Below are 22,903 nucleotides of genomic sequence, written 5' to 3' on the forward strand. Positions count from 1 at the left end.
CAGAGGCCCGGCGTACCCCGACAGGCATCACAGCGGTTATGCTCAACCCTCATTCGAGCAACGGAAGCCCCCGTGACAGCACTGCAGAACCTCTGGTTGACCGAGACGATCCGCCTGCGTGAAGAACACGCCGGCCCCCTCGAGGACCAGGAAGCCAATCGCCTGGCCCGCGCGGCGGGCGGCGATCTCTCCACCCGCATCCGCCACCGCGCCCGCTGGCTGGCCGAGCGCGATGGCCTCACCCAAGCCCTGCGCCATTGGCTGCAAGGGGCGCGCCTGGCGCTGATCGTGCTGGCGGTGCTCGCTATCGTCAGCGGTGCCGGCCTCGGGTTCGCCGCCCTCGGCGATGGGCAAACACCGGTCAATGTGTTCTGGGCACTGGGCAGTCTTCTGGGACTGAACCTGATCCTGCTCGTCGGTTGGGTCCTGGGCCTGATCTTCGCGGGCGAGCAAGGTGCAGCGCTGGGGCGCCTGTGGCTGTGGCTCAGCGAAAAACTCGCCCGCGATGCCAAGGCCGCCCAACTGGCACCGGCCCTGCTGCTGTTGTTGCAACGGCACAAACTCAATCGCTGGGCCCTCGGTGCGCTGGTCAATGGCGTGTGGCTGCTGGCGATGCTCAGCGCGCTGGTCATCCTGCTGATGCTGATGGCGACCCGGCGCTATGGCTTTGTCTGGGAAACCACCCTCCTCGGCAGCGAGACCTTCGTCGCCATGACCCGAGGCCTCGGCGCGCTGCCAGCCCTGTTGGGCTTCAGTGTGCCGTCCGTGGAGATGATCCGCGCCAGCGGCGACGGCGCCCTGGACATCGAGAGCGCCCGCCAGGCCTGGGCCGCCTGGCTGGTCGGCGTGCTGCTGGTCTATGGCGTGCTGCCGCGCCTGGGCCTGGCGTTGCTGTGCCTGTGGCGCTGGCGACGCGGTCGCGCCACATTGCACCTGGATTTGAACCTGCCGGGCTACGCCCAATTGCGTGAACGGCTGATGCCCAGCAGCGAACGCCTGGGCATCAACGACGCCGCGCCCGCGCAGCTGCACCCCATCGAAAGTGCCGTCGGTGCGATGGACAGCGACGGCGCGCTGCTGGTGGCGATCGAACTGGACGATCGGCCCTGGCCGCCCAAACTGCCCGACACCGTGAAAAGCGCCGGCATCCTCGACAGCCGCGAGTCGCGCCACAAACTCCTGGAGCAACTGTCGCGCTTTCCACCCGCACGCCTGGCCATTGCCTGTGACCCCCGCCGTTCACCGGACCGCGGCAGCCTGGCGTTGATCGCCGAGCTGGCCCGCAGCGCCAGCGCCACCCGCGTCTGGCTGTTGCAGGCCCCGCTCGGCGAAGCCCTGGACGCCGAACGCCTGGGCGACTGGCACAACGCACTGCAACAGTTGCAACTGCCCTTCGCCGACTGCATGCCCTTGAACTGGCTGGAGACCGGCCATGACTGAACCCATGAAGCCGCTGAAGCTGGCCGTGGTCGGCCACACCAACGTGGGCAAGACTTCGCTGCTGCGTACCTTGACCCGCGACGTCGGCTTCGGTGAGGTGTCCCACCGTCCGAGCACCACCCGGCACGTCGAGGGCGCACGTTTGTCGGTGGACGGCGAAGCGCTGCTGGAACTGTACGACACGCCGGGCCTGGAAGACGCCATCGCCCTGCTCGATTACCTCGAGCGCCTGGAGCGCCCTGGCGAACGCCTGGACGGCCCGGCGCGCCTGGCTCGCTTCCTCGAGGGCAGCGAGGCGCGGCAACGCTTCGAACAGGAAGCCAAGGTGCTGCGGCAACTGCTCGCCAGCGACGCCGGGCTGTATGTGATCGACGCCCGTGAGCCGGTGCTGGCCAAGTACCGCGATGAATTGGAAGTCCTCGCCAGTTGTGGCAAACCGCTGCTGCCGGTGTTGAATTTCGTCAGCAGCGCCCACCATCGCGAGCCCGACTGGCGTGAAGCCCTGGCGCGATTGGGGCTGCACGCCCTGGTGCGCTTTGACAGCGTCGCCCCGCCCGAGGACGGCGAGCGGCGCCTGTATGAAAGCCTCGCGTTGTTGCTGGAAAGCGCCCGTGGGCAACTGGAACGACTGGTCGCCGATCAACAGGCCCAACGCCTGGCCCGCCAGCAGAGCGCGGCGCGCTTGATCGCCGAATTGCTGATCGACTGCGCCGCCTGCCGACGCAGCGTGGCCAGTGATGCCGAGCTGGAACGCGAGGCCATCAGTGAGCTGCGCAACGCGGTGCGTCAGCGTGAACAGCGCTGCGTCGAAGCCCTGCTCAAGCTCTACGCGTTCCGCTCCCAGGACGCTGCCGCCAGCGACCTGCCGCTGCTCGACGGACGCTGGGGCGATGATTTGTTCAACCCCGAAACCCTCAAGCAGCTGGGCGTACGCGTCGGCGGCGGAATCGCGGCAGGCGCGGCGGCCGGGGCCGGCGTGGACTTGCTGGTGGGTGGCCTGACCCTCGGTGCCGCTGCCTTGGCCGGGGCCATTGTCGGCGGCACCCTGCAAACCGCCCGCAGCTACGGCAACCGGCTGATGGGCAAGCTCAAGGGGCAACGGGAACTGACGGTGGACGATGGCGTGCTGCGCCTGCTGGCCCTGCGCCAACGACAATTGCTGCAAGCCCTCAACCTGCGCGGCCACGCGGCGATGGACAGCATCCGCATCGCCACGCCCCAGGACAAGACCTGGCGCGAGGGCAAGCTGCCCGACGCCTTGAACAAGGCCCGGGCGCATCCACAGTGGTCGTCGCTGAACCCTCATGCGCGGTTGAGCCAGGCGGAACGGCAGGAGCGGATCGAGCAGTTGGCCGAGGAGCTCTAGATTTCCCCTGTCTGAACCGAGGATAAGGTGGACACAGTTTGTGGCGAGGGGATTTATCCCCGCTGGGCTGCGAAGCAGCTCCAAAACCTGACACCTCGGTTCCTCAGATTAATAGCGCTCAACCATTTTGGGGGCGCTTCGCACCCCAGCGGGGATAAATCCCCTCGCCACAAAAGGCTGCGCCGACAATCGTCAGCCGTTGTTCAAGGCCTTGAGGGCCGCCGCCGCTTCAGCCAACTCCAGCTCACTGAACACTTGCACCCCATGGCGCTTGAGCAATGCCGCCGTCACGCCTTCGCCACTGACCTTCACACCGCTGAAGGTTCCGTCATAGGCCAGCAGATTGCCGCACGACGGGCTGTTGGCCTTGAGCACAGCGATACGGATGCCGTGTTCACGCACCTGTTCCAGCGCTTGATACGCGCCCGACAAAAACTGCGCACTGACATCTTCACCGTCGGTAGTGATCACGGCTGCGTGGCCGTCGAGCACTTGCCCGCCCTGCCCGCCGGGAATCTCCGCCGCCGCCCGGGGCGTGGGCAGGCCGCCGGCGACTTCCGGGCACAGCGCCACGATCCGGCCTTCGTCGAGCCAGTGCCGGAGTTGATCGTACGGCCCGCTGGCACCGCCGTCGTAGCGCACGCGATGGCCGAGCAGGCAGCGACTGACCAGGATCTTTTCCATCGTCAGAACAACTCGTTGCCGCGGCGTCGGAACCACCCCGTCAAGGACAGGCGATCCCGGGTGGCCGGCAGTACTTCATGGGGGATGTCGCCCGACAGGAACACCACCAGGCAACCGCCGGTGGGCACCACGTCACGCTCCACGCCATCCTCCAGATACATGCGCAACTGGCCGCCATGCTCCGGCAGCCAATCGTCATTGAGGTAGAGCACCGCAGACACCGCGCGTCGGTCGTCATCGCGGAAGCGGTCGACGTGCTTGAGGTAGAACGCACCGGGCGGGTACAGGGCGAAATGGCTTTCGAAATCCTCCAACCCCAGGAACAACCCGCGATTCATCGCCTCGCGCAGGCTGTCCATCAGCCCCAGGTAACGGTCGCAGGCTTGCGCCTGGCCGGGTTCGATCCACTGGATGCGATCACCGCGAATGCCTTCGCGAATCTCCGAGAACGGCCCGCGTCCGACCGCTGCCGGAGCCAGCTCACCCTCGGCGGCACGCTGGCGGCATTCGGCCGCCAAGGCACGGGTCAGCGCGTCCGGCAGGAAGAGGTTCTGCTGCGACCAGCCGCGCTCGGCCAGGTCGTCGACGATACGTAACAGCAGCGGGTGATCAGAAGGTATTCGCATGGCGCGCATAGTATGCCTGTGCCTGCAAAACCGACAGCGCCACGCAGCGGCTTCGCTGCGTCGGATAGCACCACCGTAGGAACTTGATACGAATTCTCGACAAGACCCCACACCCCACGGAGAATAGTCGGCTGCTGACAGGAGTCCCTATGCGCCGTTTGCTTTTCTCACTGTTGATGTTCTGCGTTTTGCCCGCCTGGGCAGACAGCTACGACCAGTTGTACAAGGTCGCCGGCTGGCCGGAACAGCGGGCGCATTTCAATGATGCCTTGAGCGCCGCCCAGCAGCGCTATCAGAGCAGCCTGCCGCCGGCGGTGTTCCAGGCGCTGGTCAACAACAGCAATCAACGTTTCGCCCCCCAGGCCATGGACCAGCGGGCCGAGGCGCAATTACGCAGCAAGCTTCGAGACCCGAACCCGGCCCTGGCCTTTTTCCAGTCGCCCTTGGGTCGCAAGGTCGTGGCGGCCGAGTTGCTGGCGACACGGCGCGATCAATTGGCGAAAAACGCCAAGGGCCTGCCGAAGATGCAAGCCAGCGACAACCGTCTGTTGATCATCGGCCACCTGGCCCAGGCCCTGCCCGCCCGCGAAGCCGGCGCCGAAGTCAGCCTGGCGATCGCCGGCGTGGCGGCCGACAGCCTGAGTTCGATGATCCCCGGCCTGCTGGGGGCCGGCCAGGCCCAAGGCATGCTCAACGGCCAGCGCCAGCGACTGATGGAGCAGATCGGCGCGGACCTCAACAACACGTTGTTATACGTCTACCGTGACTTGTCGGATACCGAGCTGGAAGAGTTCGCCACCTTCGCCGAATCGGCCGAGGGCCAGGCTTACTATCAGGCCGCCCTGGCGGCGATTCGGGCGGGGTTGGCGGTGGGGCAGAATCTGGGGCAGTAGATAGAACTCCAGTGCCTGGGATTACGCCATCGCGAGCAGGCTCGCTCCCACATTGGATCGTGGCCGGTCGCAATATTCGATTTCACCCAATCCCCCTGTGGGAGCGAGCCTGCTCGCGATAGCTATATCCAGGTCACCCCCGGAACCGACTCATCCGCTTACTCAAGAACCCGAACATCTCCTGCCGCAACGCCAAAGCCTCATTGGCCAGATGATGCCGCCCTTCAGGCAACATCAACACCTGCGGCCGGTCGAACTTTGCGCGCAGCACTTGCAGGTTATGCGCCCAATCCACCGTCATGTCCGCTTGCCCCTGCACGATCAATGGCTGGCGCGGGCTGCTCGGGGCCGCTTCGATACGCTTGATCCATCGCGCCAATGCCCCCACCCAGGCAGTAGGCAGGCGCAGCGGTTGCAGCGGGTCGGCTTGCAGGAATGGCAGGAACTGCGGGTCGCTGGAGTTCTCGCTGAAACGCCGGGCGATACCGGTCACGAACGGCTTGAGCAAGTAATAACTCAGGCGCGACCAGCCCCAGGCCCGCGGCCGCACCAGGGGTGACAGCAGGATGACCTGGCCCTGGGCCGGACTCTGCGCCCCGTGGTTGAGCACGTGATCGACCACGATCGCCCCGCCGGTGCTTTGCCCGCACAGGTGCCAGGGGTGCGGCAGGTCCAGCGTCGCGGCCTCGGCCAACAGCCCCTGCAAGGTGGCCTGGTACTCGGCGAAATCCTCGATGCTGGCGCGTTCGCCGCTGGACAGGCCATGGCCCGGCAGGTCGCAGGCGATCACCGCGAACTTCTGCTCCAAGGCCCACTCGATCAAGTGCCGGTACAACCCCATGTGATCGTAGTAACCGTGGAACACAAACAACGTCGCCACGGCTTTCTCCGGCCACCAGACCTGGCTGACCAGCTCATACCCGCCCACCTCGAAACGCCCCAACCCTTTGCGCACACTGCGCAGGGGAAAATCCAGCCCATAGAACCGCTGGTAAGCCTGGGCTTGCTCGGACAGGGCTTGCCACCGGGCCAGCGGTTGCAGGCTGGCACGCAGGAGATCGGGGTCGAAAGTGGCAGGCATCAAGGTTTCCAGGCATGGGCGCATCGCGCGAAACAGACTTTACAGGCCTGCGATATTCATCTGTCGCGGCAAGCATGGCAAGCTACGCGGCTTCAGAGGATCGACTCCATGCGCCCGTCCCACCGCACGACCTTGCTTGCCAGCCTGCTTGCCCTCGGATGCGCCGTCGTCTTGTGGGTGGCCTACGACTGGTTCCAGGGCCGTTTCCTGCGGGCCTTCAGTCAACACACTGCGGTGTTTTCCGGCGACCCTCTGCGCCTGCCCACCGAGCTGGCCGGCCCTGGCGCGATCCGCCTGGTGCATTTCTGGGACCCGGCTTGCCCGTGCAACGTTGGCAACCAACAGCACCTGGCCGAACTGGTCGATAAGTACGTACCGCAAGGCGTTGAGTTTTATGCCGTGCAAAAAGCGGGCAGCCAAGGTCAACTGCCGGCCACATTGAACAGCCTGAAAACCCTCCCGACGCTTCCGGGTTCAAGCCAGATTCCTGCCAGCCCAGCGGTGGCGATCTGGGATCACAGCGGCCAGCTGGCGTATTTCGGCCCTTACAGTGAAGGCCTGACCTGCAATTCGAGCAACAGCTTCATCGAGCCGATTCTCGAAGCGTTGAGCGCTGGCCGGGCGGTCAATGCGACCCATACGATGGCGGTGGGTTGTTATTGTCCGTGGGTCGAGGACACATCTGCCAAAGAATAAGAAATCCCTCCGAGGGGCGATGCGCAGGAAAACAGTGGCATGCTAAACAGGGAATCAACAGCGAGACCATGGAACCGCTGTCATCAGAATAAGGAATCACCATGAAACGCACCCTCATCGCCTTCCTGTCACTGGTCGTCACCGCCATCATCGTCGCGGGCGGCTACCTCTACAGCAAGCAGCCCACCCGCCAGGGCACGATGCAGGTGCAAGGGCTCCAGGGCTCGGTGACGGTGCGCTACGACGAGCGTGGGGTGCCGCATATCCGCGCCGAGAACGAAACCGACCTGTACCGCGCCCTCGGCTATGTCCATGCCCAGGACCGGCTGTTCCAGATGGAGATCATGCGTCGTCTCGCCCGGGGCGAACTGGCGGAGGTGCTGGGGCCGAAGCTGCTCGACACCGACAAACTGATGCGCAGCCTGCGCATTCGCGAGCGCGCCGCGGCCTATGTGACCGAACAAGACCCGCAATCTCCGGCCTGGGTCGCCATGCAGGCCTACCTGGACGGGATCAACGCCTACCAGGACAGCCACACCCGGCCCGTGGAGTTCGATGTGCTGGGCATTCCCAAGCGCCCCTTTACGGCCGAAGACACCGTGAGCATCACCGGCTACATGGCCTACAGCTTCGCGGCGGCGTTCCGTACCGAACCGCTGCTGACCTACGTGCGCGATCAACTGGGCGCCGAGTACCTGAACATCTTCGACCTCGACTGGCAGCCCCAGGGCGTGCTGGCCGACGGCCCCAAGCGCGGCCTGCCCCTGGCCACCGCCGACTGGAAAGACCTCAATGCCCTGGCCCGCCTGAGCGAACAGGCCCTGGCGGAAAACGGCCTGCCGCAGTTCGAGGGCAGTAACGCCTGGGCGGTCGCCGGCAGCCGTACCCACAGCGGCAAGCCGTTGCTGGCGGGCGACCCGCATATCCGTTTTTCCACGCCGTCGGTGTGGTACGAGGCGCACCTGTCCGCGCCGGGTTTCGAACTCTACGGGCACTATCAGGCCTTGATGCCCTTTGCGACGCTGGGCATGAACAAGGATTTCGGCTGGAGCATCACCATGTTCCAGAACGACGACCTGGACCTGATCGCCGAAAAGGTCAACCCGGACAATCCCGAGCAGGTCTGGTATCGCGGCCAATGGGTGGACATGACCCGCAGCGAACAGCAGATCGCGGTCAAGGGCCAGGCGCCGGTGACGCTGGTGCTGCGCCAGTCGCCCCACGGTCCGATCGTCAACGATGCCCTCGGTGCGAACGCCGGCAAGACCCCGGTCGCCATGTGGTGGGGGTTCCTGGAAAGTCGCAATCCGATCCTCGACGCCTTTTACCAGCTCAACCGCGCCGACACCCTGGCCAAGGCCCGTGGCGCCTCGGCCGAGATCCACGCCCCCGGGCTGAACGTGGTGTGGGCCAATGCCAAGGGCGATATCGGCTGGTGGGCCGCCGCGCAACTGCCCAAGCGCCCCGCCGGCGTGAAGCCCGGGTTCATCCTCGATGGCAGCAGCCCGGAGTCGGAAAAGGAAGGTTTCTATCCGTTCAGCAGCAACCCTCAGGAAGAGAACCCGGCGCGGGGCTATATCGTCTCGGCCAACTTCCAGCCGGTGCCGGCCAGCGGCATCGAGATCCCCGGTTACTACAACCCCGCCGACCGCGGCCAGCAACTCAACCAGCAGCTCAGCGACAAGCAGGCGAAATGGGACATCCAGACCACCCAGAAACTGCAACTGGGCACCACCACCGCCTACGGCCCTCGCGTGCTCGCGCCGTTGTTGCCGGTGCTGCGTGAAGTGGTCAGCGACCCGCAGGAACGCAAATGGGTGGAGCAACTGGCCCAATGGCAAGGCGATTATCCGCTGGACTCCATCAGCGCCACGCTGTTCAACCAGTTCCTGTTCAACCTGGCCGACGCCGCCCTGCACGATGAACTGGGCGATGGGTTCTTCGACACCGCGCTGTCGACCCGGGTGATCGACGCGGCCCTGCCACGCCTGGCGGCATCGAAGGATTCACCCTGGTGGGATGACCGCACGACGCTGGGCACGGAAACCCGTGCCGACACGGTGAGCGTCGCCTGGAAGAAAAGCCTGGCGCACCTGCGGGCCACCCTGGGCGACGATGCCACGCAATGGCAATGGGGCAAGGCTCACACCCTGACCCATGGTCATCCGCTGGGCCAGCAAAAACCGCTGGACCGTGTCTTCAACGTGGGGCCGTTTGCCGCCCCTGGTACCCATGAAGTGCCTAACAATCTCTCCGCCAGGATCGGCCCGGCGCCGTGGCCGGTGACGTACGGGCCTTCGACCCGGCGCATCATCGACTTCGCCGACCCAAGCCATAGCGTCACCATCAATCCCGTCGGCCAGAGCGGCGTGCCGTTCGACAAGCATTACGAGGATCAGGCCGAGGCGTACATCGAAGGGGTCTATTACCAGGCGCACCTGGCCGAGGAAGAAGTGGTCGCCAATACCCGCGCAACCCTGAAGCTGCTGCCGGCCCGGGCGCCCTGAACCGGGCGTGCAGATCTTTTTCATCACTGAACCGGGCTTGATCGTCACGGATGGTCAAGACTAAAGGGGCTCACCTCCCCGCCTCTTTCACAGGAGTCAACGCTATGTTCAATAACTGGTCCGAACTGCTGCCCACCATCAAGAGCGCCTTTGGCGCCCTGGGCAAGAGCAATCCGAAGATGGTCAAGGCCTACATGGCCTTGGACGAAGCCGCGGCTGAAAACAACGTGCTCGATGCCAAGACCCGCGAGCTGATCTCCATCGCCGTGGCCATCACCACACGCTGCGACGGCTGCATTGGCGTACACACCGACGCCGCCATCAAGGCCGGCGCCACCCGCGAAGAAATCGCCGCCACCCTGGCCACCGCCGTGTCATTGAATGCCGGCGCGGCGTACATCTATTCCCTGCGAGCCCTGGAGGCCCATGACGCGTTGAAGGAGTGAGCGGCTGACACCTACGCCAGCGCAGCGAAATTCAGCCTGAATTGCTGCGGCGTCACACCCAGCCTGCGATTGAATACGCCGCGCATGTGCTGGGCATCGCGAAAGCCACATTGCCAAGCCACGGTCTTGAGCGGGGCGCGGGTGCTTTCCAGCATCACCCGCGCCGCGTCCACCCGGGCCTGCTCGACGAACTCCGCCGGCGTGATCTTCGCTTCCCGGGTGAACACCCGAGAGAAGTTACGCGGGCTCATGTTCGCGGCATTGGCCAGGTCGGCGATGGTCAGGTCACCGTTCAGGTGCGCCAGGACATACGCCTGGACCTGGGCCACGGTGGACGTCGGCTCAGCGTGGGGTGCGAGAAAAGGGCTGAATTGCGACTGCCCGCCCGAGCGCTGGGTAAACACCACCAGCCGCTTGGCAACACTCAGGGCCACGTCCGGGCCATGGTCCTGGGCCAGCAGGAACAAGGAAAGGTCGATCCCCGCGCTCACCCCGGCCGAGGTGTAGAGCTGGCGATCCTGCACGTACAAACGATCCGCTTCGACCCGGGTCGAGGGACACAGCTGCGCCAGCGCCGCGGCGTCACCCCAATGGGTGGTGGCGGTGCGCCCCTCCAGCAATCCGGCCCGGGCCAGCATGAAAGCGCCGTTGCAGATCGAACCAAAGCGCCGCGCCCGCCCGCAGGCTTCCCGCAGCCAGGCATCGAATACCGCGCCCAGGTGCATCAACGGCAACTGCGGTCCGCCCGCCACCAATAGCAGGTCGTACGCCTGCGAAGCGGCGCTGAAGTGCCGATGGGGATTGAGGGACAAGCCATTGGAACAAGATATCGCGCCCTGTTCGACGCCGATCACTTCAAGCCGATAATGATCCTCGGCGACCAGGAACCGATTGGCTTCGCTGAACACGTCCATGGGCCCGGTAACGTCCAGCGCCTGGACGCCTGGGAATACCACGACGGCGACGACTTTCTGCATGGTGCTCGCTTGCCTTCGAGTGGAACGACTCCAGCACCCTAGCCAATTCGCGTCTCGCAAGCCACCCTGGCACGAAACCCAGGCTTATTGGCAAGGATCGCAGCCATGGGAACATTGTTCGACTACCTCCCGGCGAACAGACTGAAACCCTCGGCGCCGCACTGGCCCATCGTCAAGAGGAGAACAGCATGAACAGCATCGCCGGCATCAAGATCCCCGACAGTACCCTCGCCCGGGCCACCACCGAATACATCCGCGATATCGAGTCCGACTTGCTGTACCACCACTCTCGCCGGGTATTTCTGTTCGGCGCCTTGAGTGGCCAGCGTCGGCAATTGGCCTACAACCCGGAGTTGCTGTATGTCGGGGCGATGTTCCACGACCTGGGCCTGGTGGCAGGTCATCGCAGCGACGATGAGCGTTTCGAAGTGGACGGTGCGAACGCGGCCGCAGCGTTTCTCAAGCCCTACGGGTTGAGTGATGACGATATCGAACAGGTATGGCTCTCCATCGCCCTGCACACCACGCCAGGCGTGCCCAAACACCTGCGCCCCACCGTCGCCCTGGTGACCGCCGGAGTGGAGATGGACGTGCTGGGCATGGACTACGCCGCGTTCCCGGCAGCGCAGCGAGACGCCGTGGTGCATGCTCATCCGCGCGGGGAAGGGTTCAAGGAATGCATCATCTGCGCCTTCGCCGACGGTTTGCGGCATCGTCCGCAGACCACCTTTGGCAACGTGAAGACCGACGTGCTGGTGGATCAGGAACCTGGGTTCAAGCCAATGAACTTTGTCGAAATCATCCGTACATCGCCTTGGAGCTCATAACCTGCCTCGCCTGTTCTTTGGCCGTACCACCGCCATCGCGAGCAGGCTCGCTCCCACATCGGAATGACGGCGGTTCGCAGACTTACAGGCAACCCAAAAAACTTGTGGGAGCGAGCCTGCTCGCGAAGGCGGACTGACACTCAACCTTTTCGTCGACTGTCGCACCGCTATCGCGAGCAAGCTCGCTCCCACAATGGGTCTGCGTTCGGCTGCGGATTTGTAGGCGACACAAAAAAACTGTGGGAGCGGGCTTGCTCGCGAAGGCGGACTGGCATTCAACCTTTTCGTCGACTGTCACGCCGCCATCGCGAGCAAGCTCGCTCCCACAATGGGGGTCTGCGTTTGGCTGCGGATTTGTAGGCGCCCCAAAAAACTGTGGGAGCGAGCTTGCTCGCGATGGCGGCCTGACAGTCAATCTCTTCATTGACTGTTACACCGCTTTCGCGAGCAAGCCCGCTCCCACAGGTAGAGCTGTGTCGGGTTAGACCGGTGCGGTCTCGGCCCGGCGGACTTCCGGTTGTTTCCAGGAGTCGGCAGCGCTTTCTTCGATGGCTTGCTGGATCGCGCGCTTGCGACTCTCTTCGGCGCGGCGGCTGAAGTACCAGACCAGGAAAGTCACCAGCGACACCGCCAACAGGATCAGGCTCGCCACGGCGTTGATCTCCGGCTTCACACCCAGGCGCACGGCCGAGAAGACTTCCATCGGCAAGGTCGTCGAGCCGGGGCCGGAGACGAAGCTTGCCAGCACCAGGTCATCCAGGGACAACGCGAAGGACATCATGCCCCCCGCCGCCAGCGACGGCGCGATCATCGGGATGGTGATCAGAAAGAACACCTTCCACGGCCGGGCACCGAGGTCCATGGCCGCCTCTTCGATGGACAGGTCCAGCTCACGCAAGCGTGCCGAGACCACCACCGCCACATAGGCCGCGCAGAACGTGGTGTGGGCGATCCAGATCGTGACGATGCCACGCTCCTGGGGCCAGCCAATCATCTGCGCCATGGCGACGAACAGCAGCAACAGCGACAGGCCGGTGATGACTTCCGGCATCACCAGCGGCGCGGTGACCAGGCCGCCGAACAGCGTGCGGCCCTTGAAGTGGGTGATGCGGGTCAACACGAAGGCCGCCAGCGTCCCCAGGGCCACCGCGGCAATCGCCGTGTAGCAGGCGATTTCCAGCGAGCGCACCACCGAGCCCATCAACTGACTGTTGTCCAGCAGGCCGACGTACCACTTGACCGACCAACCGCCCCACACCGTCACCAGTTTCGAGGCGTTGAACGAATAGATCACCAGGATCAGCATCGGTGCGTAGATGAACAGCAAACCCAGCACCAGCATCAGGCTTGAAAAACTGAAGCGCTTCATTCCTTGCCCTCCATTTCTTTGGCCTGACTGCGGTTGAACAGGATGATGGGCACGATCAGGATCGCCAGCATCACCACCGCCAGGGCGGATGCCACCGGCCAGTCTCGGTTATTGAAGAATTCCTGCCACAGCACTTTGCCGATCATCAGGGTTTCCGGGCCGCCCAGCAGTTCCGGGATCACGAACTCGCCCACCACGGGGATGAACACCAGCATGCAACCGGCGACGATGCCGTTCTTGGACAGCGGCACGGTGATTTTCCAGAAGCTGTTGAAGGTGCTCGAGCCCAGGTCCGACGCGGCTTCCAACAGGCTGGCGTCATGTTTCACCAGGTTGGCGTACAACGGCAGGATCATGAACGGCAGGTAGGAGTAGACGACCCCGATATACACCGCCAGGTTGGTGTTGAGAATCTGCAGCGGTTCGCTGATCCAACCCATGCTCAGCAAAAAGCCGTTGAGCAAGCCGTTGTTGCTGAGGATGCCCATCCAGGCGTAGACGCGGATCAGGATCGCGGTCCAGGTCGGCATCATGATCAGCAGCACCAGCACCGTCTGCATCTCTTTGCGGGCATTGGCGATGCCATAGGCCATCGGGTAGCCGATCAACAGGCACAAGACCGTGCTGATCAGGGCCATTTTCAGCGAGCCGAGGTAGGCGGCGATGTACAGCTCGTCCTCGCTCAGCATCGCGTAGTTGGCGAGGTTGAGCAGCACTTGCAGCTTCTGGTCGACGTAGCTGTAGATCTCGGTGTACGGCGGGATGGCCACGTCGGCTTCGGCAAAGCTGATCTTCAGGACGATGAAGAACGGCAGCATGAAGAACAGGAACAGCCAGATGAAGGGCACCCCGATGACCAGTTGGCGGCCACCGGGCGTTATTCGATCGAGTCGGCGTTTGAGTTTGCGCATGTTCATGAGCGAAGCACCACGCCGCTGTCGTCTTCCCACCAGACGAACACCTGGTCGCCCCAGGTCGGGCGCTGGCCACGGCGTTCGGCGTTGGCGACGAAGGACTGCACCAGCTTGCCGCTCGGCAGCTCGACGTAGAACACCGAGTGGCCGCCCAGGTAGGCGATGTCATGGACCTTGCCGCTGGACCAGTTGTGCTCGCAGGTCGGCGGCTCGGAAGTGACCAGCAGTTTTTCCGGGCGAATGGCGTAGGTCACGGACTTGTCCTGCACCGAGGTGCTGATGCCGTGGCCGACGTAGATGTTGCGGTCCAGGTCCTTGCAGGTCAGCACCGCGTGGCCTTCGGCGTCCTCCACCACTTCGGTCTCGAAGATGTTGACGTTGCCGATGAACTCGCAGACCAGCCGGCTGGTCGGGGTCTCGTAGATGTCGATCGGGCTGCCGATCTGGGCGATCCAGCCCAGGTGCATGATCGCGATACGTTCGGCCATGGTCATGGCCTCTTCCTGGTCGTGGGTCACCATGACGCAGGTCACGCCAACCCGCTCGATGATCTCCACCAGCTCCAATTGCATCTGCGAGCGCAGTTTTTTATCCAGCGCGCCCATCGGCTCGTCGAGCAGCAACAGCTTCGGGCGCTTGGCCAGGGAACGGGCCAGGGCCACACGCTGGCGCTGGCCGCCGGAGAGCTGGTGTGGCTTGCGCTTGGCGTACTGGCTCATCTGCACCAGCTTGAGCATCTCCGCCACGCGGGCATCGATCTCGGCCTTCGGGATCTTGTCCTGTTGCAGGCCGAAGGCGATGTTCTGTGCCACGGTCATGTGCGGGAACAGGGCGTAGGACTGGAACATCATGTTGATCGGCCGCTCATAGGGCGGCATGTCGGTGATGTCCACACCGTCGAGGAAAATCCGCCCCTCGGTGGGCCGCTCGAAACCGGCCAGCATGCGCAGCAAGGTGGATTTGCCCGATCCCGAACCGCCGAGCAAGGCGAAGATCTCGCCCTTCTTGATTTCCAGGGACACATCGTCCACGGCAATCGTCTCGTCGAACTTCTTCGTGACCCGGTCGATTTTGACCAGCACCTGCTTGGGTGTCTGGTCGCCCTCGAGGGCTTTCTTATAGGCGCCGGAGGCAACTGCCATTTACGAAACTCCCACAGAATTTGCAGTTCGCCCCACGCGGACGAACAAGAGTGTTGAGGTTATTTACCCGACTTGACCTTGGTCCAGCTGCGGGTCATGAGGCGTTGGATCTTGGGCGGCAACTCGGAGTTGACGTAGAGCTTGTCGACGACCGCTTGCGGTGGATAAACCGCTTCATCGGTGCGAACCTTCTGGTCCATCAGCTCGCCAGCCTTCGGGTTCGGGTTGGCATAACCGACAACGTCGCTGACCTGGGCGATGACCTCAGGCTTGAGCACATAGTTGATGAAGGCATGCGCTTGCTTGACGTTGGTGGCGTCACGCGGGATCGCCAGCATGTCGAACCAGAGATTGCCGCCTTCCTTGGGAATCACGTAGGCGATGTTGACGCCCTTGCCGGCCTCGCTGGCACGAGCGCGGGCCTGGAAGATGTCGCCGGAGAAACCGGCCGCCACGCAGATCTCGCCATTGGCCAGGTCGGAGATGTACTTGGAGGAATTGAAATAGGTCACGTAAGGCCGGATCTTGAGCAACTGCGCCTCGGCCTTCTTGTAATCTTCGGGGTCTTCGCTGTTGGGGTTCAGGCCCAGGTAATTGAGCATCGCCGGGATCATTTCGTCGCCCGAGTCGAGGAACGAAACGCCGCAGCTGGAGAGCTTCTTGATGTTCTCCGGTTCGAACAGCATGGCCCACGAATCGATCTTCTCGACGCCCAGGACCGCCTTGATCTTCTCGACGTTATAACCGATGCCGTTGGTGCCCCAGAGGTAAGGCACGGCGTACTGGTTGCCCGGGTCGTTCTTTTCCAGGCGCTTGAGCAGCACAGGGTCGAGGTTGGCGTAGTTGGGCAACTGCGCCTTGTCGAGCTTCTGGAACGCCCCGGCCTTGATCTGCTTGCCCAGGAAGTGGTTGGACGGCACGACCACGTCGTAGCCGGTACGCCCGGCCAGCAACTTGCCTTCCAGGGTTTCGTTGGAGTCGAACACGTCATACACCGGCTTGATGCCAGTGGCTTTTTCGAAATCCGCCAGGGTGGTCTCGCCAATGTAGTCCGACCAATTATAAATATGCACGGTGGAAGCGGCCTGGACACTGACGGCGAGCGTCAGGCCGGCACCGACCAGCAAGGCGTTGCGTAACAAAGAAAAGACTGGCACGTGGAGGTCCTCTTAAATAGTTGGGCCCAAGTTGCCCCCGTTACTTGGCCACGATGGACCCTGCAACAAAACCGGCGCGCAACTTACCCTCGATAAACCGATCCAGCAAAACTTTTAGTTATTGAGTGGCTCCTGTTGCCGCCGCCGCGATGCCAGCGACAACAGGAGGATGCTTCAGACCGGCTTATTTACCGGATTTGATCTTGGTCCAGCTGCGGGTCAGGATCCGCTGGGTCGCAGGCGGCAGATCGCTGATGGCGTACAGCTTGGCCTTCACTTCGTCCGATGGGTAAATGCTCGGGTCACCGGAGATTTCCTTGTCCACCAACGCGGTGGCGGCCTTGTTGCCGTTAGGGAAACGCACGCTGTCGGTGATCTGCGCCATGATTTCCGGCTGCATGATGAAGTTCATCCATTTATAAGCGGCCTCGACATTTTCGGCATCCTTGGGAATGGCGACCATGTCGTAGAACGAACCGGCACCTTCCTTGGGAATGGTGTAGGCCACTTTCACTTTGCCGCCAGCCTCGGCAGCACGGCTCTTGGATTGCTCGATATCACCCGAGTAACCCACGGCGACGCAGATGTTGCCGTTGGCCAGGTCGGAAATGTATTTGGAAGAGTGGAAGTAACCGATCGATGGACGCAACTTGAGGAACAGTGCTTCGGCCTCGGCCAGTTGCTTCTTGTCCTGGCTGTCGGTCGGGTAGCCAAGGTAATGCAGGGCCACCGGAATCATTTCGGTTGGCGAATCGAGGAAGCTCACGCCGCAGCTCTTGAGCTTGGCGATGTTCTCGGGCTTGAGCAGGGTGTCCCAGGAATCGATCTTGTCGACGCCCAATGCGGCCTTGACCTTCTCGGGGTTGTAACCGATGCCGATGGTGCCCCACATGTAAGGGAAGGCGTGCTTGTTGCCCTGGTCGCTGGCATCGCCGACGGCCTTGAGCAGGTCGGTGTCCAGGTTCTTCCAGTTCGGCAGCTTGGACTTGTCCAGCTCCTGGTAGACCCCGGCCTTGATCTGCTTGGCCAGGAAGTTGTTCGACGGCACCACGATGTCATAACCGGACTTGCCGGCCAGCAACTTGGCTTCCAGGGTTTCGTTGCTGTCGAACACGTCGTAGACGACTTTGATCCCCGTTTCTTTCTCGAACTTGGCGACGGTGTCCGGTGCAATGTAGTCGGACCAGTTGTAGACATGCAGCACTTTGTCGTCCGCCTGGACGGCGCCCGCCATCATGCCCATCAGGGACATGGCGAGGAGGGTCTTGCCAGCTATCTTCATACCTAATGCCTTCATGGATTGATGCTCCGGTTATTCTTTTTAGCCACGTTCAGTAGCCGGCTCGCGGGCAACTTGAACAGTCGGTAGTCTGGCAAGTTACAGGGCAGGCTTTCAACACAAGCCCAGCCTTTTGTTCACGCTGGGCGAGGCCCTTGCAGGCACCCCGCTCAGAGCCTAGCACTTAGCCCTGCAACGCATTGAGCGTCAGGTCCAGGCACTGCCGCGCCTTGGTCACCAATTCATCGATCTCGGCCTTGCTGATCACCAGCGGCGGCGCAATGATCATGGTGTCGCCCACCGCGCGCATGATCAGCCCGTTATCGAAGCAGAACTGCCGGCAGATCATGCCCACGCCCTTGCCTTCGTAGCGTTTGCGCGTGGCCTTGTCCTGGACCAGTTCGATCGCCCCCAGCAAACCGACCCCGCGTACTTCACCCACCAGCGGATGATCGTTCAGTTCCCGCAAACGCTTCTGCAAATAGGGTGCCGTTTCGCTGTGGACACGCTCGATGATCTTCTCGTCGCGCAGGATGCGGATGTTTTCCAGGGCCACCGCCGCGGCCACCGGGTGACCGGAGTAGGTAAACCCGTGGTTGAAGTCACCGCCTTCGTTGAGCACCGCGACCACGTCGTCGCGCACGATCAGCCCGCCCATGGGGATATAGCCGGAGGTCAGGCCCTTGGCGATGGTCATCATGTGCGGTTTCAACCCGTAATGGTCGGTACCGAACCACTCACCGGTACGGCCGAAGCCACAGATCACTTCGTCAGCCACGAACAGAATGTCGTACTTGGCGAGGATTTCCTTCATGCGCGGCCAGTAGCTGTCCGGCGGCACGATCACGCCACCGGCGCCCTGGATCGGCTCGGCGATGAAGGCCCCGACGTTGTCCACGCCGATCTCCAGGATCTTCTCTTCCAACTGGTTGGCCGCCCACACGCCGAACTCCTCGGGGCTCATGTCGCCGCCTTCGCCGAACCAGTAAGGCTGGGCGATGTGGACAATGCCCGGGATCGGCAGGTCGCCCTGCTCGTGCATGTAGGTCATGCCGCCCAGGCTCGCGCCGGCGACGGTCGAACCGTGATAACCGTTCTTGCGGCTGATGATGACTTTCTTGTTCGGCTGGCCCTTGATCGCCCAATAGTGGCGGACCATGCGCAACATGGTGTCGTTGCCCTCGGAGCCGGAGCCGGTGAAGAACACGTGGTTCATGCCTTCAGGGGCGATGTCGGCGATGGCTTTGGACAATTCCAGCACCGGCGGGTGGGCCGTCTGGAAGAACAGGTTGTAGTACGGCAGTTCGCGCATCTGCTGGCTGGCGGCGTCAGCCAGTTCCTCGCGGCCATAACCGACGGCCACGCACCAGAGGCCGGCCATGCCGTCGAGGATCTTGTTGCCTTCACTGTCCCAGAGGTAGACGCCCTTGGCGTGGGTGATGATGCGCGGGCCTTTCTCTTTGAGCTGCTTGAAATCGCTGAACGGCGCCAAGTGATGATCGTTGCTCAGGGCCTGCCATTCACGGGTTTGCGGGTTATTGCGGGTCATGCGAATTCTCCTGTTATCGGTGGGGGCGAAGCTGCCTGACGCAGCCTCGCCCGGCGCTTCAGACGGCAAAGAGCAGGAATTCCCGCTCCCACGAACTGATGACGCGCTTGAAGTTTTCATGCTCGGCCCGCTTGACCGCGACGTAGCCCGTGATGAATTTCTTGCCCAGGTATTTCTCGATGGTGGTGCTGTTTTCCATGCGTTCCAGGGCGTCTTCGATGGTCAGCGGCAAACGCAGGTTGCGGCGTTCGTAGCCACGGCCCACCACCGGCGCGCTCGGGTCGATGCCTTCGACCATGCCGATGAAGCCACACAGCAGGCTGGCGGCAATCGCCAGGTACGGGTTGGCGTCGGCGCCCGGCAAGCGGTTTTCCACCCGACGGTTCTGCGGCCCGGCATCCGGCACGCGCAGGCCCACGGTGCGGTTCTCTTCGCCCCATTCCACGTTCACCGGTGCCGAGGTGTCCGGCAGGAAGCGGCGGAACGAGTTGACGTTGGGGGCGAACAGCGGCAACAGCTCGGGGATAAACTTCTGCAAGCCACCGATATGGTGCAGGAACAGATCGCTCATGGTCCCGTCTTCATTGGAGAAGACGTTCTTGCCGGTTTCCTTGTCGATGATGCTCTGGTGCAGGTGCATCGCACTGCCCGGCTCGCCGGTCATGGGCTTGGCCATGAAGGTGGCGGCCACGTCGTGCTTGAGTGCCGCCTCGCGCATGGTGCGCTTGAACACCAGGATCTGGTCGGCCAGGGACAGGGCATCGCCGTGACGGAAATTGATTTCCATCTGCGCCGTGCCGTCCTCGTGGATCAGGGTATCGAGGTCCAGCTCCTGCAGTTCGCACCAGTCGTAGACGTCTTCGAACAGCGGATCGAATTCGTTGGCCGCTTCGATCGAGAAGGACTGGCGACCGGTTTCCGGGCGGCCGGAGCGACCAATGGGCGGTTGCAGCGGAAAGTCCGGGTCGTCGCTGCGCTTGGTCAGGTAGAACTCCATTTCCGGCGCGACGATAGGCTGCCAACCTTTGTCGGCATAGAGCTTGAGCACTTTCTTGAGCACGTTGCGCGGCGACAGCTCGATGGGGTTGCCCTGCTTGTCGTAGGCGTCGTGGATGACCTGGGCGGTGGGCTCAATGGCCCAGGGCACAAGGAACACAGCGTTCTCGTCCGGGCGGCAGATCATGTCGATGTCAGCCGGGTCGAGCAGTTCGTAATAGATGTCGTCTTCGACATAGTCGCCCGTAACGGTCTGGAGCAGAACGCTCTCGGGCAGGCGCATGCCTTTCTCGGCGATGAACTTGTTGGTCGGCGAGATCTTGCCCCGGGTGATACCGGTCAGGTCGCCAATCATGCATTCGACTTCTGTGATCTTGTGGTCTTTCAACCAATCGGTGAGCTGGTCGAGGTTGTTACTCATAAATGCCTCTAGGCGTGAGTTTCCTGACGGCTATTAGTCGTCAGGCGTTGTTTGACGCATCCGCGTCGCGTTGTGTTGCCCTTGCTCGGCAGGCATCGCCAAATGCCTGGAAAATCGCAAGGTAGTGCGGGTTAGAGCTTACCTCCCATTCAGGGTGCCATTGCACACCTAAAGCAAAAGCCTTGCCTTCTGGCACTGAAACAGCCTCGATCAGGCCATCGGGCGCCACCGCTTCGGCCCGCAGCCCGGGCGCCAGGCGCTCGATGCCCTGGCTGTGGATCGAGTTGACCTCAATCGACTGGGGCAGCCCCAGGCCTGCCAGTATGCCGCCAGGCTGGATGTGCACGGCGTGGGCCGGACCGTATTGGACCTCCACCGCTTGAGTATCGTCTTCACGATGATCGATGAACGTTCCGACTTCATGAACTTTCTGATGCAGGCTGCCGCCAAAGGCTACGTTCATCTCCTGGAAACCACGACAAATGCCCAGCACCGGGACGCCCGCCTCGACAGCGGCGCGGATCAGCGGCAGGGTGGTGGCGTCCCGCGCAGGATCATGGGCAGTGCCCGGCGCGCTGGCTGGGCCCTGATAATGAAAAGGTTCTACATTGGAAGGAGAGCCGGTCAGAAGAATGCCGTCCAGGGCGTCCAGAATATCGGACGGAGAGAACAGATCCGCCAGGGACGGGACCAGCACTGGCAAGCCCTTGGCGGCTGTCGCGACAGCCCGGGCATATTTATCGCCGCTGGTGTGATAAGCATGCAGACCGATCTGCCTGGAGCAGGTGGTGACGCCGATTAACGGCAGGCGAGACATGAAGCACCCCGGTATTATTGCTGTTATGGGTTTGAATCGAGCTTAGCCTTGTTCATTTTTTTACACAACACCCCCGTAAAAAATACAACACGGCCCGCTCAAGCCTGCGGGCGCCAAGGCCCCTAAAGGGAAAAAAACGCCCTAAATTGCCTCAAAAAAGCCCTGCAGGTGCTTTTTTAGGGCAAAAAAGGCCCTGCTTGACTTCGGCATGCCGTTCGGGTTGACTGGCTTTCGAAGAGATCAATGATTGATATTTTTAACAACAAAGGTGTTGCATCATGTCGGTACCCCCGCGTGCCGTTCAGCTTAACGAAGCGAACGCGTTCCTTAAGGAACATCCTGAGGTTCTGTACGTTGACCTTCTGATTGCGGATATGAATGGTGTGGTGCGCGGCAAGCGCATAGAACGCACCAGCCTCCACAAGGTTTACGAGAAAGGCATCAACCTGCCGGCCTCTTTATTTGCTCTGGATATCAATGGCTCTACGGTGGAAAGCACCGGCCTGGGCCTGGACATCGGTGATGCTGACCGGATCTGTTATCCAATTCCTGACACCCTGTGCAACGAGCCTTGGCAGAAGCGCCCGACTGCGCAACTGTTGATGACCATGCACGAACTCGAAGGCGAACCTTTCTTCGCCGACCCGCGTGAAGTCCTGCGCCAGGTCGTGACCAAGTTCGATGAACTGGGCCTGACCATCTGCGCCGCATTCGAGCTGGAGTTCTACCTGATCGACCAGGAGAACGTGAATGGACGCCCACAACCGCCTCGCTCGCCGATTTCCGGCAAACGCCCACATTCGACACAGGTCTACCTGATCGATGACCTCGACGAATACGTCGATTGCCTCCAGGACATTCTGGAAGGGGCCAAGGAGCAAGGCATTCCCGCCGACGCCATCGTCAAGGAAAGTGCCCCGGCGCAGTTCGAAGTGAACCTGCACCACGTGGCCGATCCGATCAAGGCTTGCGACTATGCGGTCCTGCTCAAGCGCCTGATCAAGAACATCGCCTACGACCATGAAATGGACACCACCTTCATGGCCAAGCCGTATCCGGGCCAAGCGGGCAATGGGTTGCACGTCCATATTTCGATTCTGGATAAAGACGGCAAGAATATCTTTGCCAGCGAGGATCCCGAGCAGAACGCCGCACTGCGTCACGCGATCGGCGGTGTGCTCGAGACCCTGCCCGCGCAGATGGCTTTCCTCTGCCCGAACGTCAACTCCTACCGTCGTTTCGGCGCACAGTTCTACGTGCCGAACTCGCCGACCTGGGGCCTGGACAACCGCACCGTGGCCTTGCGCGTGCCGACCGGTTCGGCCGATGCCGTGCGCCTGGAACACCGCGTCGCCGGTGCCGATGCCAACCCGTACCTGCTGATGGCGGCCGTGTTGGCGGGCGTGCACCATGGCCTGGTCAACAAGATCGAGCCCGGTGCGCCGGTGGAAGGCAACAGCTACGAGCAAAACGAGCAAAGCCTGCCGAACAACTTGCGCGATGCCCTGCGCGAGCTCGACGACAGTGAAGTCATGGCCAAGTACATCGATCCGAAATACATCGATATCTTCGTGGCCTGCAAGGAGAGCGAGCTGGAGGAGTTCGAACACTCCATCTCCGACCTCGAGTACAACTGGTACCTGCATACCGTGTAAGCGGTTGCGGTAAAAAAAGAAACGCCGCAGGCCTTCGGGGCTGCGGCGTTTTTTTTGCACT

Annotated in this window: 20 protein-coding genes; 8 read left to right on the forward strand and 12 right to left on the reverse strand. The window is 62.5% G+C overall.

Annotated elements, in window-relative coordinates; genetic code table 11:
* Nucleotides 1–72: 72 nt before the first annotated feature.
* Together BLQ55_RS13525 and BLQ55_RS13530 are read left to right on the forward strand one after the other, a co-directional pair.
* A complete protein-coding gene (locus BLQ55_RS13525) occupies nucleotides 73–1,440 on the forward strand; it encodes a DUF2868 domain-containing protein (RefSeq protein WP_092254383.1) in 1,368 nt (455 codons plus the stop codon).
* On the forward strand, nucleotides 1,433–2,806 hold the full coding sequence (locus tag BLQ55_RS13530; RefSeq protein ID WP_092254385.1) for a GTPase/DUF3482 domain-containing protein: 1,374 nt from the start codon (nucleotides 1,433–1,435) through the stop codon (nucleotides 2,804–2,806). The genes BLQ55_RS13525 and BLQ55_RS13530 overlap by 8 nt, the downstream gene beginning before the upstream one ends.
* A 192-nt stretch (nucleotides 2,807–2,998) precedes the next feature.
* On the opposite strand, the gene BLQ55_RS13535 is transcribed toward BLQ55_RS13530, so the two are convergent.
* On the reverse strand, nucleotides 2,999–3,490 hold the full coding sequence (locus tag BLQ55_RS13535; protein ID WP_092254387.1) for a 2-thiouracil desulfurase family protein: 492 nt from the start codon (nucleotides 3,488–3,490) through the stop codon (nucleotides 2,999–3,001).
* A gap of 2 nt (nucleotides 3,491–3,492) precedes the next feature.
* Nucleotides 3,493–4,125, reverse strand: coding sequence for a 2OG-Fe(II) oxygenase (locus BLQ55_RS13540; protein ID WP_092203128.1), 633 nt, complete (start codon nucleotides 4,123–4,125; stop codon nucleotides 3,493–3,495).
* A 140-nt stretch (nucleotides 4,126–4,265) separates the two neighbouring features.
* On the opposite strand from BLQ55_RS13540, the gene BLQ55_RS13545 reads away from it, so the two are divergent.
* Complete coding sequence (locus tag BLQ55_RS13545; RefSeq protein ID WP_092203131.1) at nucleotides 4,266–5,009, forward strand: DUF2059 domain-containing protein; 744 nt, start codon at nucleotides 4,266–4,268, stop codon at nucleotides 5,007–5,009.
* Between the two features lie 133 nt (nucleotides 5,010–5,142).
* Here the strand turns inward: BLQ55_RS13545 and BLQ55_RS13550 are convergent, their stop codons facing one another.
* Entirely contained in the window at nucleotides 5,143–6,090 is a 948-nt protein-coding gene (locus BLQ55_RS13550) for a phospholipase BipL (protein WP_092254389.1), read from the reverse strand.
* Nucleotides 6,091–6,198: 108 nt separating this feature from the next.
* On the opposite strand from BLQ55_RS13550, the gene BLQ55_RS13555 reads away from it, so the two are divergent.
* The 3 genes from BLQ55_RS13555 to BLQ55_RS13565 all read left to right on the forward strand — a co-directional run bounded on the left by BLQ55_RS13555 (nucleotide 6,199) and on the right by BLQ55_RS13565 (nucleotide 9,739).
* Nucleotides 6,199–6,786 (forward strand): DUF6436 domain-containing protein, encoded by a 588-nt coding sequence (locus tag BLQ55_RS13555; protein WP_092254391.1) that lies wholly within the window; start codon nucleotides 6,199–6,201, stop codon nucleotides 6,784–6,786.
* A 101-nt stretch (nucleotides 6,787–6,887) separates the two neighbouring features.
* The gene (locus BLQ55_RS13560; RefSeq protein WP_092254393.1) at nucleotides 6,888–9,293 is read left to right on the forward strand and encodes a penicillin acylase family protein; all 2,406 of its coding nucleotides are present in this window, start codon (nucleotides 6,888–6,890) and stop codon (nucleotides 9,291–9,293) included.
* Nucleotides 9,294–9,397: 104 nt separating this feature from the next.
* On the forward strand, nucleotides 9,398–9,739 hold the full coding sequence (locus tag BLQ55_RS13565; RefSeq protein ID WP_092254395.1) for a carboxymuconolactone decarboxylase family protein: 342 nt from the start codon (nucleotides 9,398–9,400) through the stop codon (nucleotides 9,737–9,739).
* Nucleotides 9,740–9,750: 11 nt separating this feature from the next.
* On the opposite strand, the gene BLQ55_RS13570 is transcribed toward BLQ55_RS13565, so the two are convergent.
* Nucleotides 9,751–10,716, reverse strand: coding sequence for a GlxA family transcriptional regulator (locus BLQ55_RS13570; RefSeq protein WP_092254398.1), 966 nt, complete (start codon nucleotides 10,714–10,716; stop codon nucleotides 9,751–9,753).
* A gap of 188 nt (nucleotides 10,717–10,904) precedes the next feature.
* Here BLQ55_RS13570 and BLQ55_RS13575 point away from each other — a divergent pair, with 188 nt between their 5' ends.
* The gene (locus tag BLQ55_RS13575) at nucleotides 10,905–11,543 is read left to right on the forward strand and encodes an HD domain-containing protein (protein WP_092203141.1); all 639 of its coding nucleotides are present in this window, start codon (nucleotides 10,905–10,907) and stop codon (nucleotides 11,541–11,543) included.
* Between the two features lie 481 nt (nucleotides 11,544–12,024).
* On the opposite strand, the gene BLQ55_RS13580 is transcribed toward BLQ55_RS13575, so the two are convergent.
* The 8 genes from BLQ55_RS13580 to BLQ55_RS13615 form a co-directional block, all read right to left on the reverse strand.
* Entirely contained in the window at nucleotides 12,025–12,912 is an 888-nt protein-coding gene (locus tag BLQ55_RS13580; RefSeq protein ID WP_092203143.1) for an ABC transporter permease subunit, read from the reverse strand.
* Nucleotides 12,909–13,829: an ABC transporter permease subunit gene (locus BLQ55_RS13585; RefSeq protein WP_057449505.1), complete on the reverse strand. Its 921-nt coding sequence runs from the start codon at nucleotides 13,827–13,829 to the stop codon at nucleotides 12,909–12,911. The genes BLQ55_RS13580 and BLQ55_RS13585 overlap by 4 nt, the downstream gene beginning before the upstream one ends.
* Entirely contained in the window at nucleotides 13,826–14,968 is a 1,143-nt protein-coding gene (locus tag BLQ55_RS13590) for an ABC transporter ATP-binding protein (protein ID WP_092203145.1), read from the reverse strand. The genes BLQ55_RS13585 and BLQ55_RS13590 overlap by 4 nt, the downstream gene beginning before the upstream one ends.
* A gap of 59 nt (nucleotides 14,969–15,027) precedes the next feature.
* Nucleotides 15,028–16,125 (reverse strand): polyamine ABC transporter substrate-binding protein, encoded by a 1,098-nt coding sequence (locus tag BLQ55_RS13595; protein ID WP_060740158.1) that lies wholly within the window; start codon nucleotides 16,123–16,125, stop codon nucleotides 15,028–15,030.
* Nucleotides 16,126–16,309: 184 nt separating this feature from the next.
* The gene (locus BLQ55_RS13600) at nucleotides 16,310–17,407 is read right to left on the reverse strand and encodes a polyamine ABC transporter substrate-binding protein (RefSeq protein ID WP_092254401.1); all 1,098 of its coding nucleotides are present in this window, start codon (nucleotides 17,405–17,407) and stop codon (nucleotides 16,310–16,312) included.
* Nucleotides 17,408–17,588: 181 nt separating this feature from the next.
* The gene (locus BLQ55_RS13605; protein WP_092203149.1) at nucleotides 17,589–18,953 is read right to left on the reverse strand and encodes an aspartate aminotransferase family protein; all 1,365 of its coding nucleotides are present in this window, start codon (nucleotides 18,951–18,953) and stop codon (nucleotides 17,589–17,591) included.
* 58 nt (nucleotides 18,954–19,011) lie between these two features.
* Nucleotides 19,012–20,370 (reverse strand): glutamine synthetase family protein, encoded by a 1,359-nt coding sequence (locus BLQ55_RS13610; protein ID WP_060740155.1) that lies wholly within the window; start codon nucleotides 20,368–20,370, stop codon nucleotides 19,012–19,014.
* Nucleotides 20,371–20,410: 40 nt separating this feature from the next.
* Nucleotides 20,411–21,187, reverse strand: coding sequence for a gamma-glutamyl-gamma-aminobutyrate hydrolase family protein (locus BLQ55_RS13615; RefSeq protein WP_092254405.1), 777 nt, complete (start codon nucleotides 21,185–21,187; stop codon nucleotides 20,411–20,413).
* A gap of 278 nt (nucleotides 21,188–21,465) precedes the next feature.
* Here BLQ55_RS13615 and BLQ55_RS13620 point away from each other — a divergent pair, with 278 nt between their 5' ends.
* On the forward strand, nucleotides 21,466–22,842 hold the full coding sequence (locus BLQ55_RS13620; protein ID WP_025216023.1) for a glutamine synthetase family protein: 1,377 nt from the start codon (nucleotides 21,466–21,468) through the stop codon (nucleotides 22,840–22,842).
* Nucleotides 22,843–22,903: the final 61 nt, after the last annotated feature.

Origin of the sequence: Pseudomonas sp. NFACC13-1 (assembly GCF_900104425.1) — a bacterium.
Taxonomy (GTDB): domain Bacteria; phylum Pseudomonadota; class Gammaproteobacteria; order Pseudomonadales; family Pseudomonadaceae; genus Aquipseudomonas; species Aquipseudomonas fluorescens_AA.

Bases quoted from the DNA above. Each gene is read 5' to 3' on its own strand.
- BLQ55_RS13530 (WP_092254385.1), top strand. From the start codon at position 1,433: ATGACTGAACCCATGAAGCCGCTGAAGCTGGCCGTGGTCGGCCACACC.
- BLQ55_RS13535 (WP_092254387.1), bottom strand. From the start codon at position 3,490: ATGGAAAAGATCCTGGTCAGTCGCTGCCTGCTCGGCCATCGCGTGCGC.
- BLQ55_RS13540 (WP_092203128.1), bottom strand. From the start codon at position 4,125: ATGCGCGCCATGCGAATACCTTCTGATCACCCGCTGCTGTTACGTATC.
- BLQ55_RS13545 (WP_092203131.1), top strand. From the start codon at position 4,266: ATGCGCCGTTTGCTTTTCTCACTGTTGATGTTCTGCGTTTTGCCCGCC.
- BLQ55_RS13550 (WP_092254389.1), bottom strand. From the start codon at position 6,090: ATGCCTGCCACTTTCGACCCCGATCTCCTGCGTGCCAGCCTGCAACCG.
- BLQ55_RS13555 (WP_092254391.1), top strand. From the start codon at position 6,199: ATGCGCCCGTCCCACCGCACGACCTTGCTTGCCAGCCTGCTTGCCCTC.
- BLQ55_RS13560 (WP_092254393.1), top strand. From the start codon at position 6,888: ATGAAACGCACCCTCATCGCCTTCCTGTCACTGGTCGTCACCGCCATC.
- BLQ55_RS13565 (WP_092254395.1), top strand. From the start codon at position 9,398: ATGTTCAATAACTGGTCCGAACTGCTGCCCACCATCAAGAGCGCCTTT.
- BLQ55_RS13570 (WP_092254398.1), bottom strand. From the start codon at position 10,716: ATGCAGAAAGTCGTCGCCGTCGTGGTATTCCCAGGCGTCCAGGCGCTG.
- BLQ55_RS13575 (WP_092203141.1), top strand. From the start codon at position 10,905: ATGAACAGCATCGCCGGCATCAAGATCCCCGACAGTACCCTCGCCCGG.
- BLQ55_RS13580 (WP_092203143.1), bottom strand. From the start codon at position 12,912: ATGAAGCGCTTCAGTTTTTCAAGCCTGATGCTGGTGCTGGGTTTGCTG.
- BLQ55_RS13585 (WP_057449505.1), bottom strand. From the start codon at position 13,829: ATGAACATGCGCAAACTCAAACGCCGACTCGATCGAATAACGCCCGGT.
- BLQ55_RS13590 (WP_092203145.1), bottom strand. From the start codon at position 14,968: ATGGCAGTTGCCTCCGGCGCCTATAAGAAAGCCCTCGAGGGCGACCAG.
- BLQ55_RS13600 (WP_092254401.1), bottom strand. From the start codon at position 17,407: ATGAAGATAGCTGGCAAGACCCTCCTCGCCATGTCCCTGATGGGCATG.
- BLQ55_RS13605 (WP_092203149.1), bottom strand. From the start codon at position 18,953: ATGACCCGCAATAACCCGCAAACCCGTGAATGGCAGGCCCTGAGCAAC.
- BLQ55_RS13610 (WP_060740155.1), bottom strand. From the start codon at position 20,370: ATGAGTAACAACCTCGACCAGCTCACCGATTGGTTGAAAGACCACAAG.
- BLQ55_RS13615 (WP_092254405.1), bottom strand. From the start codon at position 21,187: ATGTCTCGCCTGCCGTTAATCGGCGTCACCACCTGCTCCAGGCAGATC.
- BLQ55_RS13620 (WP_025216023.1), top strand. From the start codon at position 21,466: ATGTCGGTACCCCCGCGTGCCGTTCAGCTTAACGAAGCGAACGCGTTC.